Annotated in this window: 19 protein-coding genes; 12 read left to right on the forward strand and 7 right to left on the reverse strand. The window is 67.8% G+C overall.

Features of this window, described 5'->3' with window-relative positions; genetic code table 11:
• Positions 1–59 precede the first annotated feature (59 nt).
• Positions 60–833 (reverse strand): hypothetical protein, encoded by a 774-nt coding sequence (locus KZC51_RS12530; RefSeq protein ID WP_247630281.1) that lies wholly within the window; start codon positions 831–833, stop codon positions 60–62.
• 175 nt (positions 834–1,008) lie between these two features.
• On the opposite strand from KZC51_RS12530, the gene KZC51_RS12535 reads away from it, so the two are divergent.
• The 3 genes from KZC51_RS12535 to KZC51_RS12545 are packed head-to-tail and all read left to right on the forward strand — an operon-like array spanning position 1,009 to position 4,656.
• Positions 1,009–3,021, forward strand: coding sequence for a DUF262 domain-containing protein (locus KZC51_RS12535; RefSeq protein ID WP_247630282.1), 2,013 nt, complete (start codon positions 1,009–1,011; stop codon positions 3,019–3,021).
• 46 nt (positions 3,022–3,067) lie between these two features.
• Positions 3,068–4,315 carry an alpha/beta fold hydrolase gene (locus KZC51_RS12540; protein ID WP_247630283.1) on the forward strand — a complete coding sequence of 416 codons (1,248 nt, stop codon included), beginning with the start codon at positions 3,068–3,070 and terminating at the stop codon, positions 4,313–4,315.
• Between the two features lie 56 nt (positions 4,316–4,371).
• On the forward strand, positions 4,372–4,656 hold the full coding sequence (locus KZC51_RS12545; RefSeq protein ID WP_247630284.1) for a hypothetical protein: 285 nt from the start codon (positions 4,372–4,374) through the stop codon (positions 4,654–4,656).
• Positions 4,657–4,711: 55 nt separating this feature from the next.
• Here KZC51_RS12545 and KZC51_RS12550 read toward each other — a convergent pair whose 3' ends face one another.
• The 3 genes from KZC51_RS12550 to glgA all read right to left on the reverse strand — a co-directional run bounded on the left by KZC51_RS12550 (position 4,712) and on the right by glgA (position 7,067).
• On the reverse strand, positions 4,712–4,969 hold the full coding sequence (locus KZC51_RS12550) for a type B 50S ribosomal protein L31 (RefSeq protein WP_141871829.1): 258 nt from the start codon (positions 4,967–4,969) through the stop codon (positions 4,712–4,714).
• A gap of 110 nt (positions 4,970–5,079) precedes the next feature.
• The gene (locus tag KZC51_RS12555) at positions 5,080–5,865 is read right to left on the reverse strand and encodes an ABC transporter ATP-binding protein (protein WP_247630285.1); all 786 of its coding nucleotides are present in this window, start codon (positions 5,863–5,865) and stop codon (positions 5,080–5,082) included.
• Between the two features lie 17 nt (positions 5,866–5,882).
• The gene (gene glgA / locus KZC51_RS12560) at positions 5,883–7,067 is read right to left on the reverse strand and encodes a glycogen synthase (protein WP_247630286.1); all 1,185 of its coding nucleotides are present in this window, start codon (positions 7,065–7,067) and stop codon (positions 5,883–5,885) included.
• 46 nt (positions 7,068–7,113) lie between these two features.
• On the opposite strand from glgA, the gene KZC51_RS12565 reads away from it, so the two are divergent.
• The 4 genes from KZC51_RS12565 (at position 7,114) to KZC51_RS12580 (ending at position 10,764) form a co-directional block, all read left to right on the forward strand.
• Positions 7,114–8,355 carry a glucose-1-phosphate adenylyltransferase gene (locus KZC51_RS12565; RefSeq protein ID WP_247630287.1) on the forward strand — a complete coding sequence of 414 codons (1,242 nt, stop codon included), beginning with the start codon at positions 7,114–7,116 and terminating at the stop codon, positions 8,353–8,355.
• Between the two features lie 64 nt (positions 8,356–8,419).
• Positions 8,420–9,055 (forward strand): phosphoserine phosphatase SerB, encoded by a 636-nt coding sequence (gene serB / locus KZC51_RS12570; RefSeq protein ID WP_247630288.1) that lies wholly within the window; start codon positions 8,420–8,422, stop codon positions 9,053–9,055.
• A gap of 67 nt (positions 9,056–9,122) precedes the next feature.
• Positions 9,123–9,950, forward strand: a complete 828-nt coding sequence (locus KZC51_RS12575; protein WP_247630289.1) for a MerR family transcriptional regulator — start codon at positions 9,123–9,125, stop codon at positions 9,948–9,950.
• A 118-nt stretch (positions 9,951–10,068) separates the two neighbouring features.
• Positions 10,069–10,764, forward strand: coding sequence for an alpha/beta fold hydrolase (locus tag KZC51_RS12580; RefSeq protein WP_247630290.1), 696 nt, complete (start codon positions 10,069–10,071; stop codon positions 10,762–10,764).
• A 61-nt stretch (positions 10,765–10,825) separates the two neighbouring features.
• Here KZC51_RS12580 and fabG read toward each other — a convergent pair whose 3' ends face one another.
• Entirely contained in the window at positions 10,826–11,536 is a 711-nt protein-coding gene (fabG, locus tag KZC51_RS12585; protein WP_247630291.1) for a 3-oxoacyl-ACP reductase FabG, read from the reverse strand.
• A gap of 141 nt (positions 11,537–11,677) precedes the next feature.
• On the opposite strand from fabG, the gene KZC51_RS12590 reads away from it, so the two are divergent.
• From KZC51_RS12590 to KZC51_RS12605, 4 genes are read left to right on the forward strand one after another with little or no spacing between them, the layout of a single operon-like run.
• Positions 11,678–12,346, forward strand: coding sequence for a DUF4190 domain-containing protein (locus tag KZC51_RS12590; RefSeq protein WP_247630292.1), 669 nt, complete (start codon positions 11,678–11,680; stop codon positions 12,344–12,346).
• A 52-nt stretch (positions 12,347–12,398) separates the two neighbouring features.
• A complete protein-coding gene (locus KZC51_RS12595; protein WP_247630293.1) occupies positions 12,399–12,749 on the forward strand; it encodes a DUF3099 domain-containing protein in 351 nt (116 codons plus the stop codon).
• Positions 12,746–12,940 (forward strand): hypothetical protein, encoded by a 195-nt coding sequence (locus KZC51_RS12600; RefSeq protein ID WP_247630294.1) that lies wholly within the window; start codon positions 12,746–12,748, stop codon positions 12,938–12,940. The genes KZC51_RS12595 and KZC51_RS12600 overlap by 4 nt, the downstream gene beginning before the upstream one ends.
• Entirely contained in the window at positions 12,937–13,752 is an 816-nt protein-coding gene (locus tag KZC51_RS12605; RefSeq protein WP_247630295.1) for an SURF1 family cytochrome oxidase biogenesis protein, read from the forward strand. The genes KZC51_RS12600 and KZC51_RS12605 overlap by 4 nt, the downstream gene beginning before the upstream one ends.
• 24 nt (positions 13,753–13,776) lie before the next feature.
• Here KZC51_RS12605 and KZC51_RS12610 read toward each other — a convergent pair whose 3' ends face one another.
• Together KZC51_RS12610 and KZC51_RS12615 are read right to left on the reverse strand one after the other, a co-directional pair.
• Positions 13,777–14,361: a pyridoxamine 5'-phosphate oxidase family protein gene (locus KZC51_RS12610; protein ID WP_372491780.1), complete on the reverse strand. Its 585-nt coding sequence runs from the start codon at positions 14,359–14,361 to the stop codon at positions 13,777–13,779.
• 31 nt (positions 14,362–14,392) lie between these two features.
• Positions 14,393–15,991 (reverse strand): ABC-F family ATP-binding cassette domain-containing protein, encoded by a 1,599-nt coding sequence (locus KZC51_RS12615; RefSeq protein ID WP_247630296.1) that lies wholly within the window; start codon positions 15,989–15,991, stop codon positions 14,393–14,395.
• Between the two features lie 172 nt (positions 15,992–16,163).
• Here KZC51_RS12615 and KZC51_RS12620 point away from each other — a divergent pair, with 172 nt between their 5' ends.
• Positions 16,164–16,781, forward strand: coding sequence for a DedA family protein (locus KZC51_RS12620; RefSeq protein ID WP_247630297.1), 618 nt, complete (start codon positions 16,164–16,166; stop codon positions 16,779–16,781).

A 16,781-nucleotide genomic window follows, 5' to 3' on the forward strand; every position in this document is an offset into this window, starting at 1 on the left:
TTCGTGCAGCGGCAGGCTCGGCGACCGAGAGGTCGGAGCCGACGATCACTCAGTGAGGCTCAGGCCTCGCTCATCGCCTGCTTCACCTGCTGGCCCTTGGCCGCGTAGTAGGCGGCGCGTGCGGCGTCCTTACGGGCCTGCTCGGCGTAGCCGTGCTCCAACACGTCCTGGGCGACCTCGTAGTTGGGGACGTCATCGGTGCCGTGGTACTTCTCGATGTAGGCATCGAGCTCAGGACCGGAGGTCCATGAGGTGATGAGGCAGTAGCGCGGCTCGTCGCCGTTGTGAGTCGCGGCGTGCCACAGACGCTGCGTGTCGACGATGAGCTGGGCTCCGGCCGGAAGCGCGATGCGATACTCGATGCTCGGGTCGGTGCGGTTCTCACGCAGGACGAAGTAGCTGTCCTTGTCGTCGGTCAGGTTGAAGAAACCGCGCACGACCCAGCCGGTGCCATCCGGGTTCAGACGGTTGTTGTCGTCCTGGTGAAGGTTGTAGAGGCAGTCGCCGTACGGCGTGGGCTGCAGCTCGATCACGCGGCAGCGGCCGACGTTCGCACCGGGCTCCTGCGCGCGACGCGTCAGGTTCGGAGCCTTCTCGGTCTGCGAGTCGATCCAGACGCCGTCCTTGTCGGTGCGCGGCGGCTTGTGGTTCCAGAAGCCGTTGCACTCGATGTCGCCGAAGGCACTCGCGAGCGGAGCGAACCGGGTGTCACCCGACGACTTCCAGTCGTTGTACTCGAGATCGAGCCACTCCTTGGGGTCGAGCTCCTGGTTATAGCTGTCGAGGACGACGAAGCCCTTTTCCTCGAGTGCAGCGGATTTGATGTATCCCATGATCTAGGTCATGTCCTTTCATCGGGGGCCAGCACGTTTTAACAGGCCCTGATAAGGCAAGCCTAACAGCGCCCCCTGTGCACCCCTCCGAGGGCCGCCGTGAATAACCGAATAGACTGAATCGGGCGCCCGGCGAGTCCTCGGCGCCGGCGCTACGGGAGGACGAGACACCAGCATGAGCACCGCCACCAACGTCGAGGCGACAGCAGTCAACACGATCGAGTGGCTTGCAGCAGGTTCCACCACCATCGTCGTGCCGGTGTACCAGCGTCAGTATCGCTGGGACATCGGCGGATGCGAACGCCTCCTCTCGGATGTGCGCGCCGTGGCCGCGGAAGACGACGCCCACCGGCATTTCATCGGCTCGATCCTCTCCGCCCACGACTCCGCTGACGGCTCCGCACCCGACAGCGACCTGATCCTCATCGACGGCCAGCAGCGCATCACCACCCTGATGCTCCTGATAGCCGCGCTGCATCACGCCGTGCGGGATTCCGACCCCGTGCTCGCAGCAGACCTCGAGCGTGTGCTGGTCCGACAGGACGATCCGACCCGCACCAAGCTGCGTCCGCACGACGCCTGGGCGGAGCTGTACGAGTCCGTGGTGCTGGATCACCGCGGGGACGCGGATCGCGAATCGCGGTTCGACGACAACTACGCCTTCTTCCGCAGCCAGATCCACGCGGAGGAGGCGCCGTCGGTCTGGCGGGGTCTGCAGAAGCTCGAGCACGTGTCGATCACGCTCGGCGCCGAGGCGAACGCGCAGCAGATCTTCGAGAGCCTCAACTCCACGGGCGAACCGCTGCGCGATCACGAGCTGATCCACAACTACATCCTGATGGGTCTCACCCACTCGGAGCAGCTCGACGTCGAGGCGCGGTTCTGGTTGCCGATCGAGCGACACACCGGCGAGGCGATCGGTGCCTTCTGGCGCCACTACCTCGTCATGACCACGGGCCGGGAACTGGCCGCGAACGGCGAGCACGGCGTCTACAGCGCATTCCGCCAGTCGTTCCCGCACGTCGACGTCGACCACCTCCAGGCGCACGCCGAGATCTGGCGCCACCACGCCGAGATCTACGGCATCCTGCTCGATCCCTCGCGGGAGGGCGATCCCGAGATCGCGCGTCAGCTGCGGTACGTCAACACCTTCGGACGTGCGGCCTACCCGCTGGTGCTGAGCGTGTACAGCGACTATTCCCGCGGCATCGTCGGGCGGGATGAGCTCATCGAGACGCTCGACTGGATCCAGGCGCTCTACCTCCGCCGCACACTGGTGAACCTCCCCACGGAGCGGTTGATCGCACGGCTCTGCCGAGCCCGGGCCCAGGGTCGCGATGCGCTCGCGCGCGCACTCGCCCGCATCACCCCGTCCGACGAGCGCGTGAGCGCCGTGCTGAAGTACAGCCAACTCCCCCACGCCGCCTATGTGCTCAGCCGACTACAGGGCGTGGACGACACGGACGGCTTCGACATCGAACACATCGTCCCCCCGGTTCCCGGTGACGCCTGGTCCGGCGACGGCGCACGGATGTGGAGCGAGTACAGCGACGATGAGCAGAACAGCCACCGCGCCCTCGCCCCCACGCTGGGCAACCTGACGCTTCTCGAGCAGCCGCTCACCGAGCGCGTGTTCGGCGCCTCTTTTCCAGAGAAGCGCGCGGACGCGTATGCACGCAGCGGGGTACCCGCGACCCGCGATCTCGAGAGCGTCCCCCGGTGGGACACCGCTGCCATCACGAGCCGCACCGTGCGCCTCACCGCAGACCTTCTCCGGATCTGGGCGCGACCGGCTCTCCCCGAGATCGACGACGACGGGCTGACTCCGATCCTGGACGCCGTGCGCCGACGCGGCTGGCCGGCGGGGTGGGAGCGCGAGTTCGACTACGTGGAGTATCGCGGCGAGCGGTGGGAGGTGTACGACGTCAAGCACCTCTTCAATCGCGTGTTCCGACGTGCGTGGACCGACACGCGTGCAGCCGCCGTCAGCTACTGTGCGGCGCATGGCGGGCCGATCTACGACGCGATGGCGTGGAAGGGCCAGTGGGATGCTCTGAACGACTCGCACTTCCTCTACATGGGCTGGGACTCCAACTACATGATGAACGCCGTGCAGGGCGTGCTGGACGAAGCGGGCATCGCCGCCGAGGTGTTCGTCAAGTACTCCTACATCGGCAACGTGATGTAGTCGAGGCGACCTGCGGATGCGGCGGCTCGGACGCTAGGCTCGACGGGTGAGCACCGTTGTCCGTCATCTGCTGGATCTGACCGTCGAAGAGCACACGCTCACCGTTCCGCTGGTCTGGGGTGATCCCTCGGACGGGCGCACGATCGACGTCTTCGCCGCCGTCGTATCGCGCGAGGGCGGGGAGTCGCTCCCTTACCTGGTCTTCCTGCAGGGAGGACCAGGGCATGAGGCACCGCGTCCGTTCCACCGCTCCACGGCGCCGGCGTGGCTCGACGAGGCGCTCGCACACTACCGCCTCGTCCTGCTCGACCAGCGCGGAACGGGGCGCTCCACTCCGGTGGGCGACGCCGACCTGGAACGCGGTGCGGCCGCGGTCGCCGAACACCTGACCCACCTGCGCGCCGATGCCATCGTCCGCGACTGCGAGGCGATGCGCGCGCACCTGGGAGCGGACACCTGGAGCGTGCTCGGACAATCGTTCGGCGGCTTCACGACGCTCGCCTACCTCTCCACAGACGGCTCCTCGCTCGCCGACGTCTACATCACGGGCGGCCTCAGTGCGGTCGGTCGGCACCCGGACGACGTGTACGCCCTCTGCTACGACAAGATGCGCAGCGCGTCGGAGCAGTACTACCGACGCTTCCCCGAGCATCGGGACGTGATGCGCGGCCTCGTCGACCTCGCGGATGCCGGCGAGATCGTGCTCCCGGACGGCGAGATCGTGTCGCCGTCGCGGCTGCGGTCGGTCGGCTCGGCGCTCGGCACCGACGACGGCTGGCAGACCGTATGGTCACTGCTGGAGCGCGACCCCGCCTCGAACGCGTTCCGCTACGACCTCATGCATGCGATGCCCTACAACGGCCGCAATCCGCTGTACTTCGCGTTCCACGAGTCCAGCTACGCCGACGGTCATGCCACGCGATGGTCGGCAGAACGCACCGAACCAGCGGACTTCCGGGATGACGTCACGCTCTTCACCGGTGAGCACATCCGCCGCGACTGGACCGAGACGGTGCCGGCGTTCCAGCCCTGGCGTGAGGTCGCACTCGAACTGGCGGAGTTCGAATGGCCGCAAATCTACGACGCGGCAGCCATCGCGGCGTCCGGCGCCACCGGCGCCGCTGCCGTCTACGTGAACGACGTCTACGTGCCGATGGAGTTCTCGCTCGAGACGGCGCGTCTGCTCCCGGGGGTACACCTCTGGGTGACCAGCGAGCACGAGCACAACGGCCTCCGCTCCGGGCCGGTGCTGAGCCGGCTGATCGACCTCGCCCAGGGGCGCCGCATCCGCTGAGCACGATCCCCCGCGCGGGGGATGTCGTGCGCAGAACGGCGGCCTATCCTGGCCACATGCGCGATGTGCTGGGCTGGGCGACCGTGATCGGGGTGCTGATCGCGGGTCCCGGGCTGCTCATCTTCGGCCTGATGCACACCTTCTCGCGGAAACCGGTGGAGAAGAAGTACGAGGGGCTCAGCTCCGGCGGCCTCGGCGGCGCTTTCGACGCCATCTGGTCTCCGTCGGCGCACGAAGCGGGGATGGAACGAGACCGCCAGACGCAGCGTACCGCGCCGGCGCCCGCCCCCGGCGACCCGCCGAGTCCGATCGCCGATGGGCACATCAGCCTCGACCTCTGAGGACGACGAAGGCCCCGCCACTGCGAGGAGTGGCGGGGCCTTCGTGTGACGGACCTCAGTTGGAGGAGCCGCCGAAGCCCTTGAAGCGCTGGTTGAACTTCTCGACGCGACCGGCCGAGTCCATGATGCGCTGCTTGCCCGTGTAGAACGGGTGCGAGGCAGAGGAGATCTCGACGTCGATGACGGGGTACTCCACGCCGTCCAGCTCGATGGTCTTGTCGCTCGTGACGGTGGAGCGGGTGAGGAAGGTCTCGCCCGAACCGAGGTCGCGGAAAACGATGGCCCGGTACTCGGGGTGGATGTCAGTCTTCATGGGATTCCTTAGTTGCTGCCCTGGATTGTGCCAGGGACGAGGGAAGTCTGCGGTGCAGAGAGCACCAAGGATCGATTCTAACAGTACTTCGACGGGCTCAGTAACCCGAGTCAGGATGCCGCGCGAGCGGCGTAGCGGCCGTCGTCGCTGCTGAGTACGATCGGCATGCCGAAGGCTTCGGTGAGGGCCTCGGCCGTCAGCGTCTCCGCGATCGGGCCGGCGGCGACCACTCGGCCTTCGCGCAGCAGCATCACATGCGTGAACCCGACCGGGATCTCCTCCACGTGGTGGGTGACCATGAGCATCGCCGGGGTTGTCGGCGCCGAGGCGTAGCCGCTGAGCAGCGCGAGCAGCTCTTCACGCGAGCCCAGATCGAGCGAGGCGGTCGGCTCGTCCAGCAGCAGCAACTCGGGGTCAGTCATGACGGCGCGGGCGATCTGCACCCGCTTCTGCTCCCCGTCGCTGAGGGTGCCGAAGGTGCGCTCGGCCAGGTGCGCGAGACGCCACTCGCCGAGCACGCGCAGCGCCCGGCGCTCGTCGATGTCCTCGTAGCTCTCGTTCCAACGCCCGAGCACCGAGTAGGCGGCGGTCAGCACCGTGTTCAGCACCGTCTCGTCGCGCGGAACGCGCTTGGCCATCGCGGAAGACGCGAATCCGATGCGCGGGCGCACCTCGAAGACGTCCGTGCGCCCCAGGGTCTCCCCCAGCACCGAGACGGTGCCGGCAGTCGGATGCATGAGCGTGTCGGCGAGCTGGAGCAGCGTCGTCTTTCCTGCACCGTTGGGTCCGAGGATCACCCACCGCTGATCGTCCGCGACCTGCCAGGTCACGTGATCGATGATGTTGCGCCCCTCGCGGCGCACGACGACGTCGGTGAATTCCAGGGCGCTCGACATACCCCCAGCCTATCGGCTCAGTGGGTCAGCTCCGCGTACAGCGCGCTCGTCGTGTCGGCGATCGCACCCCAGCTGAAGTCCTGCCGCGCACGCTCCCGGCCCGCTGCTCCGTACTCGCGGGCGCGCTCGGGATCGGACGTCACCTCGGTCATCACAGCGGCGAGATCCGCGACGTACTGCTCGGGGTCCACCGGCGTACCGGTGCCATCCTGCACCTGCTCGATCGGCACCAGCCGACCGGTGACGTGGTCGGCGACGACTTCGGGGATGCCGCCGGTCGCCGTGCCGACGACCGCGGCGCCGCAGGCCATCGCCTCGAGGTTCACGATGCCCAGCGGCTCGTAGACGGACGGGCAGACGAAGGTCGTGGCGGCGGTCAGGATCGCCGACAGCTCGTCACGCGGCAGCATCTTCTCGATCCAGATGACGCCGTCTCGCGTCTGCTGCAGAAGGCGCACGCCCTCCTGCACCTCGGCCATGATCTCCGGAGTGTCCGGAGCTCCGGCGCACAGCACGAGCTGGACTTCGGGTGGGAGCAGACGCGCAGCCTGGAGCAGGTAGGGCAGCCCCTTCTGTCGCGTGATGCGGCCGACGAAGACGACGGACGGCCGCTGCGGGTCCATGCCGACCGACGCCAGGAAGGCGTCGTCGTGCACCGGACGCCAGCGATCCACATCGATGCCGTTGTGGATCACACGAACCTTGGCCGGATCGACCTGCGGGTAGCTGCGCAGGATGTCGGCGCGCATGCCGGCGCTGACGGCGATCACTGCGGCCGCGTTCTCGTAGGCGAGCTTCTCGATGCCGATGGAGACGGCGTAGCCGCCGCCGAGCTGCTCCGCCTTCCACGGGCGCAGCGGTTCCAGGCTGTGCGCGGTGAGCACGTGCGGGATGCCGTGCAGCTGCGAGGCGAGGTGACCGGCGAAGTTGGCATACCAGGTGTGGCTGTGCACGATGTCGGCGTCGGCGATCGCCGAGACGATCTCCAGATCGGTGCCCAGAGTCTGCAGCGCCGCGTTCGCCGAGGCGAGTTCGGCAGGTGCGCGATACGCGAAGGTGCCTTCCTCATCGCGGGGTGCGCCGAAGGCGCGGACCCGCACGTCGATGCTCTCGCGCAGCGCCGTGACGAGCTCCGCGACGTGCACTCCGGCACCGCCGTAGATCTCCGGCGGATACTCCTTCGTGATCATTTCAACTCGCATGTCTGAACGCTAGTACAGCGAGCCGGATCGCATCTATGGTGGAGCCATGTCCGCTCCAAAGAAGGTCTTCGGGATCATCCTCGCCGGTGGCGAGGGCAAGCGCCTCATGCCCCTCACGGCCGATCGCGCCAAACCTGCAGTGCCCTTCGGCGGACAGTACCGGTTGATCGATTTCGCCATCTCGAACCTCATCAACTCCGGCCTCCGTCAGGTCGTCGTGCTGACGCAGTACAAATCGCACAGCCTCGACCGACACATCTCGCAGACCTGGCGCATGTCCGCCCTGCTCGACTCGTATGTGACGTCGGTGCCGGCGCAGCAGCGTCTCGGAAAGCGGTGGTTCTCCGGATCCGCCGACGCGATCCTGCAGAGCATGAACCTGATCAACGATGAGAAGCCCGACATCGTCGTGGTGATCGGTGCCGACCACGTCTACCGCATGGACTTCCGCCAGATGCTCGAGGCGCACATCGCATCCGGAGCGAAGGCGACGGTGGCCGGCATCCGCCAGCCGCTCGCGCTCGCATCGCAGTTCGGCGTGATCGACGCCGACCCGAGCACCGGGCGGATCAAGCAGTTCCTGGAGAAGCCGACCGATGCCGCCGGGCTCGAGGACTCGCCCCACGAGGTGCTCGCCTCGATGGGCAACTACATCTTCGACGCGGATGCACTGATCGCCGCTGTCGAGGCAGACGGGGAGTCCCCCACCTCCGGCCACGACATGGGCGGTGACATCGTCCCCTACTTCGTCGACCGCGGTGAGGCCGGCTACTACGACATGAAGCAGAACGAGGTTCCGGGGTCGTCCCCGCGGGACCGGTCCTACTGGCGTGACGTCGGCACGATCGACTCGTTCTACGACGCCCACCGCGACCTGATCTCGACGCTGCCGATCTTCAACCTCTACAACATGGAGTGGCCGATCCACTCGCAGGCGGTCAACTCCCCGCCCGCGAAGTTCGTACGGGATTCGGTCGGCCGCATCGGCAATGCGATCGACTCGATCGTGTCGCTGGGATCGGTGCTGTCCGGCACGCATCTGGAGCGCAGCGTCGTCGGGCCGTGGACCCTCGCGGGCGGCGGCTCGACGATCACCGACTCCGTGGTCTTCGATCACGTGCAGGTGGGCGCCGGCTCTCGCGTTCACAGGGCGATCCTCGACAAGAATGTTGTTCTGGCCGATGGCGCGACCGTCGGCGTCGACCGCGAACGCGACCTGGCCCGGGGCTTCACCGTCACCGAGTCGGGCATCACGGTGGTCGGCAAGGGCGTGTTCATCGAGCGCTGAGGATTCGACCCCTCGCGCGTCACGCGGTCTCTCGCAGGGCGGCGCGGTCGCTAGGCTCGTTCGCGTGACTGCTGCGCGCTTCCTCGTCGTCCTCGATGCCGATTCCACCCTCATTCGCAACGAGGTGATCGAGTTGCTCGCAGATGAGGCGGGACGGCGCGACGAGGTGCAGGCCGCCACGGAGGCAGCGATGCGCGGCGAGGTCGACTTCTCCACCAGCCTGCGCTCGCGCGTCGCCGCCCTGCGCGGTGTCCCGGTGGAGGCGTTCGCCCGGGTGCTCGGCCGGATCGAACCCACCCCCGGCGTGCGAGAGCTCACGGCGGCCGTGCACGAACGCGGCGGAGTCGTGGGCGTCGTGTCGGGCGGGTTCCACGAGATCCTCGATTCCGTCGCTCCTGAGCTCGGCGTCGACCGGTGGCGGGCGAATCGCCTCCAGGTGGCGGACGGCGCCCTGAGCGGTGACGTCGACGGACCGATCGTCGATGGCGCAGCCAAGGCGGCATCGCTGCAGGAGTGGGCGGCGGAGCTCGGCGTCCCCGCCCACGCCACGATCGCGATCGGAGACGGCGCGAACGACCTCGCCATGATGGCCGTCGCTGGCCTGGGACTCGCGTTCAACGCCAAGCCCGCCGTGCGCGCGGCCGCGAGCCTCGTCATCGGTCCGCAGGACCTGTCGCAGGTCATCCCGCTGCTGCCATAGCCGTGGTCGCGCGACGCGCGCAACCACGAGTTGACTCTCACACGGTGTCAGGTGCGAGCATGGGTTCATGGCCGAGACCTGGAACCTCATGACGATCGGTCGATTCAGTTCCCTGAGTCGACTGTCGGTGCGGATGCTGCGCCACTACGACGCGCACGGCGTGCTGGTGCCCGCCGGCATCGACCCTGCCAGCGGGTACCGCAGGTACTCCGCGGACCAGCTGGTCGATGCGATCGACATCCGCAACCTCCGCGATGTCGGGTTCGGCGTCTCCGCCATCGGCGCGCTCCTCGCCGCCCGCGGCACCCCGACTTGGCTCCACGCGTTGCGGCTGCAGCGCGAGAGCCTCGTCGAGGAGCAGCGCGCAGCCCAGGGACGGGTATCCCTCATCAATCGATTGCTCGAACCAGGAGACAACCCCATGTCGATCACCATCCACCGGACCACCATCCCCGCCATGACCGTCGTCGCCCTCCGCGGAACCGTTCCCACCTATGCCGATGAGCACCTGCTGTGGGACCGGATGCTACCGCTGCTCGATACCGGCTCGATCGCCACCATCGGCCCGTGCGGAGTGATCGAGCACGACGAGCAATTCACCGAACGCGACGTGGATCTGTCGATCTTCTTCCCGGTCGCGCCGGGAACCCCTGCCGCGTCACCGCTCGAGGTGCATGAGCTGCCCGAGCGGGACTGCCTCGTCGCTCGCGTGGAGGGCTCGTACGGTCAGATCACCGAGGCGCACGACAGGATCGGCGCCCACATCGTCGCCGATGGCTTGTCCGTGCGAAGCGACCGGACGCTCGCAGCCAAGGTCTTCAACCGATATCTGATCACTCCCTCGGATGCCGATGACGACGATCTGCTGACCGAGGTCTGCGTGCCGCTCGCCTGAGGCCGGCTCCGCGGCTCAGCGAGTGCCCGTCTATGGGCCGACCGTCGTGCGACGGTCGGCCCATAGACGCTCGTCACGCACCCTCGCGAATGTCGGAGGGCCGGGCTAACGTCGACGCATGGACATCATCCTGATCCCCGGACTCTGGCTCGACGCGTCCAGTTGGGACGAGGTGATCCCCGGGCTCGAAGCCGCGGGGCATCGCGTGTACCCGCTGACGATGCCGGGTGTCGGAGCCCCGGCTTCCGAGTCCGCCGACATCGGCATCGCCGACTGGGTCGATGCTGCGGTCCAGGTCGTCGACTCCCTGCCCGATTCCTGTGTCGTGGTCGGACACAGCGGCGGCGGCAACGTCGCGTGGGGCGTGGCCGATGCGCGCCCCGACCGTGTCGCCCGCGTGGTCTTCGTCGACACGGTGCCTCCGCCTCCCGGGTTCGACATCAGCGAGTTCCCCGTGCACGACGGTGTCGTCCCGTTCCCCGGCTGGGACCACTTCCCCGACGAAGACGTGCACGACCTCGACCGCGAGACACGAGAGCGTACGGCACCGTTGACGTCCAGCGTGCCCGCACGTGTGCCGACGGATCCGATCGCACTGGAGAACCGCGCACGCTATGACGTACCGGTGACACTGCTCATGGGCAGGCTCGATCAGGACGCGTTCACAGCCGAGATCGATCAGTGGGAGCCGTTTGCCGCTGAGTTCCATGCCATCAGCGACGCGGAGGTCGTCCGCATCGGGTCTGCGCACTGGCCGCAGTTCTCCGTACCCTCGCGGCTGACCGAGCTCCTCAACGCCGCTGTCGCACACTGAAGCACCGCTGTCCTGTGCGGAGACGCGGGTCCGGCTGCGGTGATGCGGCGCTGGCGCGGGATCAGTGCCCCATGCCGAGACCGCCGTCGACGGGAATGACCGCGCCGGAGATGTATCCGGCATCGTCACCGGCGAGCCAGGTCACGACACCCGCGACCTCGTCCGCAGTGGCGAAACGCCCGGCCGGGATGTTGGCCTTGTACTGCTTCTGGGTCTCTTCCGGCAGCTCCGCCGTCATGTCGGTCTCGATGAATCCGGGGGCCACGACATTCGCGGTGATCCCTCGTCCGCCGAGCTCACGGGTCAGCGAGCGGGCGAAACCGACGAGAGCGCTCTTGGAAGCCGAGTAGTTGACCTGACCGGCGGAGCCGTAGAGGCCGACGACGCTCGAGATGAGGATGACACGTCCGAAACGGGCGCGCAGCATGCCCTTCGACGCGCGCTTGACCACACGGAACGTACCGCCGAGGTTCGTCGCGACCACGCTGTCGAAGTCGTCCTCGGTCATCCGGAGCAGGAGCGTGTCCTTGGTGATCCCCGCGTTCGCGACCACGATCTCGACCGGACCGAGCTGCTGCTCCACCTCGGTGAACGCCGCATCGAGGGCGGCGGCATCGGTGACATCCGCGCGCACGGTCAGCGTACCTTCCGGACCTTCGCCGCTGCGCGCCGTGACGGCGACGCGGTAGCCGTCACGCATGAAGCGCTCGGCGATCGCGCGGCCGATGCCGCGGTTGCCTCCGGTGATGAGGACGACGCGCTGAGCACTCATGGGGGGACACTCCTGATCTGGCTTGTGGGCGGCGGAAGAGCCGACAACGATCTTATCCACCCCGCTCCGCTCAGTGCCCTGCGAGAGGTTTGACAGATACGTGCCGTGCTGAAACGCTGAAGGAGACGAAAGGGCACCACCATGAGCGATGACAGCACTCCCTCTTCCGCAGGCGAGCAGCCGCTCATTCCGCCGGTTCCCCCTGCTCCACCCACCGCCCATCCGGCAGCGCCGCCCGCGTATCCCGCGGCACCCGCTGCGGCTCCGGTGTACCCGACCACGGCACCGCCCGCCGCTCCCGCACCCGTCCAGGCCTACCCCGGCGCCGCACCCGCGTACGGACAGATGCCAGCCGCACCGACATACGGCGCGCCCGCATATCCGACCGCTCCGGGGTACCCGAGCACGCCGCAGCAGCCCGGCTATGCGGTCGCACCACAGCAGCCCGGGTACAGCGCTCCCGGCGCGCAGCCCGGCCCGTACCCGGTGTACGGGTCGCCGGCATATCCGGTCGCCCCTGCCCGCCCCACGAGCGGACTCGCGATCACCTCGCTCATCTGCGCGATCGTGAGCGTCGTCTTCAGCTGGCTCGCGTTTCCGATCCTTGCCGCGATCGCCGCCGTGATCACCGGCCACATGGCTCTGAAGCAGACTAGGAACAACCCCGCGATCGGGGGGCGCGGCGTCGCGTTCGCCGGCCTCATCATCGGCTACATCATGCTGGGCTTCCTCGCACTGGGAGTCGTCATGACGATTATCAGCTTCGTGGCGTTCGGGGCGTTCACGCTGCCCTTCCTCTACAACTCCTGAACATCCTCCTCGGCACGCCGCGAGGCCGGCACCGGCGTAGGCTGGAGGCATCGTGAAGAGCAAGCGCGCCGTTCCCGCTGTCACCTCCCTGCCGCAATCGCCGCAGGCCGAAGGCGACCATCGAGTGCGCCGTTACGCCCTCACCATGACGATCCGCATCATCTGCTTCGGACTGATGGTGTTCGTCCAGCCGTATGGCTGGTACACCTGGATCTTCGCGATCGCCGCGGCCGTGCTCCCCTACATCGCCGTGGTGTTCGCGAATGCCGGCAGCGACAGCACCGAGACGACCGCGGAGTCCCCCACATTGGAGATCGACGCACCGCGCCCGTTCATCGCGCCGCTCGACGACGCGGGCCCCGCGGTGTTCCGCATCGACGAGAGCCGGCGGGACGAGTCGTGACCGAGATCGAATGCTCGCGTGCCGGTTGCCGGAACGCGGCGACGCACCACGTCGTGTGGCGCAACCCCCGCATCCACCCTGTCGACCGCGAGAAGATCTGGCTCGCGTGCGACGAGCATGTCGCATTCTTGCATGACTACCTCGCCGCACGAGACTTCCCCGTCGCCGTACGAGAAGGCGTTCCTGCATGAGTCGACGGATGATGCGGTGGTGCGTGTACGTGCTCATCGCGATCGGTTTCGCCATCGCGTGCGTGTTCCTGTCCAACTGGCAGTTCGACCGCAACGAGACGCGCTCCGAGCAGATCGCGCTCGTGGAGCAGAACTACGACGCCGATCCCGTGCCCCTCGCCGATCTCATCGGGGCCGACGGGGAGCTGTCCCCCGGCGACGAGTGGCACCCGGTGATCCTTCGCGGCGAGTACCTGACGGATCAGCAGCTCCTGGTGCGCAACCGGCCGCACGGCGGAACGAGCGCCTTCGAGGTGCTGGTTCCCTTCCGAGACGCCGACGGCCGTGTGTTCATCGTCGACCGCGGCTGGGTCCCACCCGGCGACGGCGACTCGCCCGACTCGGTGGCGAGCCCTCCCGCCGGTGAGGTCGAGGTCATCGTCCGGCTGCGTCCGAGCGAGCAGCTCCCCGCTTCGGGTCGGGGTGCCCCTGAGGGCCAGGTACCCACGATCAACCTCCCGACGGTCGCGAAGCTCGTCGACGGCGACGTGATCACCGGCGCCTACGGACAGCTGATCAGTGAGGATCCCGCAGCGGCGAACGCGCTGGGCGGTTTCTCGTCCCCCACCGACGACCCGGGGCCTCACCTGTCGTACGCGATCCAGTGGATCCTGTTCGCCATCATGGGCTTCGTCTTCATCGGGTACATCATCCGCACCGAGATCGTGAAGCATCGCGAAGAGGTCGAGGGCGTGCCGGCACCGGTGAAGAAGTCGCGTCGCCGCGACAAGGACGCCGACGTCGAGGACGAACTCCTCGACGCGAACGTCTGATCCGCCCCGCAGCAGCCGCGGTGATCAGTCGCGATTGATCGTGCGCGTCCACCCGTCCTCGTGCGGCACATAGACCACACGCGTGTGGCGGCGATCCCGCGACCCCTGCCAGAACTCGATGCGGCTCGGGACGACACGCCACAGCACCCAGTCGCCGTCGGCCACGTCCGCGCGCGCCGCAGCCGAGCGGGCGGCGAGGTCAGCGGCGCTCTCCGATGCCGGCGCTTCCCTTACGCGCCCCCGCACGCGCACGGCACGCACCTGCGGCTGCCACCAGAAGTTCAGGGCTGCGGCCGGTGCGTCCGCCAGCTGCCGCCCCTTGCGGGAGGACCTCGTGCTCGCGAACGCCCAGCCCTGGTCGTCGACCCGTTTCAGTATCAGCGTGCGCGCATCAGGGACGCCATCGGCGTCCACGGTCGCGAGAGTGACGGTGTGCGGCTCGGCGACGCCGGCGTCCGCCGCACCCTGCACCCACGTCGCGAACAGTGCGCGGGGATCGTCGGGCAGCGCGTCGAGATCCCACTCGGGGGCGACGCCGGTGAGGGCATGCCTCCCCCGCAACCAGTCGTTGATCGGAACAGCGGCGGGATTCGGTTCGTCAGGCGTCACCCTCTCGACTATGCCACGAGAGGATGAGGGGTCAGGCGAGCTCGATCAGATCCTGGTACTCCTGGCTCCAGATGTCCTCGACACCGTCGGGCAGGATCAGCACGCGCTCGGGGTTGAGTGACTGCACGGCACCCGGGTCGTGCGAGACCAGGACGACGGCCCCCTCGTAGTGCGCCAGCGCGCCCAGGATCTCCTCGCGGGACGCGGGGTCGAGGTTGTTCGTGGGCTCGTCGAGGAGCAGCAGGTTCGCGGACGAGACGACCAGCGTCGCGAGCGACAGACGCGTCTTCTCCCCACCGGAGAGCACCCCGGCGGGCTTGAGCACGTCGTCGCCGGTGAACAGGAACGACCCCAGCACCTTGCGCGCCTCGGTCTCGGTGATGTGCGGGGCGGCGGAGACCATGTTCTCCAGCACCGAACGGTTCACATCGAGATTCTCGTGCTCCTGGGCGTAGTAGCCGACCTTGAGGCCGTGCCCCGGCTCGAGCTGCCCCGTGTCGGGCTGATCGACGCCGGCGAGCATCCGCAGCAACGTGGTCTTGCCGGCACCGTTGAGTCCGAGCACGACGACCTTGGATCCGCGGTCGATCGCGAGGTCGACGTCGGTGAAGATCTCCAGCGAACCGTAGGACTTCGACAGACCGGATGCCATCATCGGCGTCTTGCCGCAGGGAGCGGGCTTCGGGAACCGCAGCTTCGCGACGCGATCCTCCTGACGCACGTCATCGAGACCGGCCAGCATCTTCTCGGCACGGGCGACCATCTGATGGGCGGCGGCCGCCTTCGAGGCCTTCGCGCCGAAGCGGGCGGCCTGCAGCTGCAGCGTCGTCGCCTTCTTCTCGACGTTGGCGCGCTCCTTCTTGCGCCGCTCTTCGTCGGCCACCCGCTGGCGCAGGTAGTTCTTCCAGTTCATGTTGTACGTGTCGATGACCTGGCGGTTGGCGTCGAGGTAGAACACACGGTTCACGGTCTCGCCGACGAGCTCCACATCGTGGCTGATCACGATCAGCCCACCCTTGTAGCCCTTCAGGAACTCGCGCAGCCACACGACGCTGTCTGCGTCGAGGTGGTTGGTCGGCTCATCGAGGATCATCGTCTGCGCGTCCGAGAACAGGATGCGCGCGAGTTCGATTCGGCGACGCTGCCCGCCCGAGAGGGTGGAGAGAGGCTGATCGAGGATGCGGTCGGGCAGCGAGAGGTTGTGCGCGATCGAGGCCGCCTGCGCCTCCGCGGCGTATCCGCCCTGCGCCTCGAACTGCTCGGTCAGCTGTGCGTAGCGCTTCATCGCCTTCGCGGCGACGGCGGGATCATCCGATCCCATGTCGAGCGAGGCTTCGGTCATGCCGAGGTTCAGCTGGCCCAGACCACGGGCGTCCAGGATGCGCGTGCGTGCGAGATCTTCCGGGTTTCCGGAGCGCGGGTCCTGCGGCAGGTACCCCAGCTCACCCGAACGCGTGACGGTTCCGTCTGCGGGGAGCAGGTCTCCCGCGAGCACCTTGGTCAGAGTCGTCTTCCCGGCGCCGTTGCGACCGACGAGCCCGATCTTGTCGCCATCGGCGACGCGGAACGAGACGTTCTCCATGAGCAGGCGTGCGCCCACGCGGATCTCGAGGTCGTGCACGGCGAGCACAGCGGATGTCCGTTCTTTCGGGTGGAAGTCGGCCGAGGGGCCAGCCTCCCAGTATAAGCGGGTCGGGCTGGGCGCGGACCGACCGTGTACTCAGCAAGATCACCCTTGAGAGTGAGGACCTCGATACCGGAGAGGGATGCTCCGCGCGGCATGCTCCTCGTAGCGTGCAGGGGTGGATGTCATCAATGAGCTGATCATGCAGGTTGTCGCCTCCCCCTGGCTGTACCTGGTCCTGTTCGGGGTGACGATCCTCGATGGGTTCTTCCCCCCTGTTCCCAGTGAGACCGTGCTGGTCGCGGCCGCCGCCGTCGCAGTGTCCACGGGAGGTGCCGACCTGCTCCTGCTCGGCGTGGTCGCCGCGATCGGAGCCGCGATCGGCGACAACATCGCCTTCCTGATCGGCCGCAGAGTGGGCACGGTGCGCTTCTCCTGGATGCGCCGACCGCGCATCGTCGCGGTGTTCGCCTCGGCACAGCGCGCTCTCGAGAACCGCAGCGCCGTGCTGATCCTGGGCGCCAGGTACATCCCGGTCGGACGCGTCGCCGTGAACATGTCGGCCGGCGCCCTGGGGTTCGCGTGGCGTCGCTTCCTGCCGCTCAGCCTCATCGGCGGCCTCAGCTGGAGCGCGTTCAGTCTGGCGATCGGACTGCTCGCCGGGTCGTGGATCACGGGCCAACCCCTGCTGAGCGCAGCACTCGGCATCGCGATCGCCTTGCTCGTCGGACTGGTGATCGACCGGCTCGTGGCCGCTCGACGCCGCCGCGTCACCGCCGTCCAACTGGCAGGATGA

The sequence above is a fragment of the Microbacterium croceum genome (assembly GCF_023091245.1).
GTDB lineage: Bacteria > Actinomycetota > Actinomycetes > Actinomycetales > Microbacteriaceae > Microbacterium > Microbacterium croceum.

What these genes read in the sequence shown, in the direction of transcription:
- KZC51_RS12530 (WP_247630281.1), bottom strand. Translation starts at nt 833, where the DNA reads ATGGGATACATCAAATCCGCTGCACTCGAGGAAAAGGGCTTCGTCGTC.
- KZC51_RS12535 (WP_247630282.1), top strand. Translation starts at nt 1,009, where the DNA reads ATGAGCACCGCCACCAACGTCGAGGCGACAGCAGTCAACACGATCGAG.
- KZC51_RS12545 (WP_247630284.1), top strand. Translation starts at nt 4,372, where the DNA reads ATGCGCGATGTGCTGGGCTGGGCGACCGTGATCGGGGTGCTGATCGCG.
- KZC51_RS12550 (WP_141871829.1), bottom strand. Translation starts at nt 4,969, where the DNA reads ATGAAGACTGACATCCACCCCGAGTACCGGGCCATCGTTTTCCGCGAC.
- KZC51_RS12555 (WP_247630285.1), bottom strand. Translation starts at nt 5,865, where the DNA reads ATGTCGAGCGCCCTGGAATTCACCGACGTCGTCGTGCGCCGCGAGGGG.
- glgA (WP_247630286.1), bottom strand. Translation starts at nt 7,067, where the DNA reads ATGCGAGTTGAAATGATCACGAAGGAGTATCCGCCGGAGATCTACGGC.
- KZC51_RS12565 (WP_247630287.1), top strand. Translation starts at nt 7,114, where the DNA reads ATGTCCGCTCCAAAGAAGGTCTTCGGGATCATCCTCGCCGGTGGCGAG.
- KZC51_RS12575 (WP_247630289.1), top strand. Translation starts at nt 9,123, where the DNA reads ATGGCCGAGACCTGGAACCTCATGACGATCGGTCGATTCAGTTCCCTG.
- KZC51_RS12580 (WP_247630290.1), top strand. Translation starts at nt 10,069, where the DNA reads ATGGACATCATCCTGATCCCCGGACTCTGGCTCGACGCGTCCAGTTGG.
- fabG (WP_247630291.1), bottom strand. Translation starts at nt 11,536, where the DNA reads ATGAGTGCTCAGCGCGTCGTCCTCATCACCGGAGGCAACCGCGGCATC.
- KZC51_RS12590 (WP_247630292.1), top strand. Translation starts at nt 11,678, where the DNA reads ATGAGCGATGACAGCACTCCCTCTTCCGCAGGCGAGCAGCCGCTCATT.
- KZC51_RS12605 (WP_247630295.1), top strand. Translation starts at nt 12,937, where the DNA reads ATGAGTCGACGGATGATGCGGTGGTGCGTGTACGTGCTCATCGCGATC.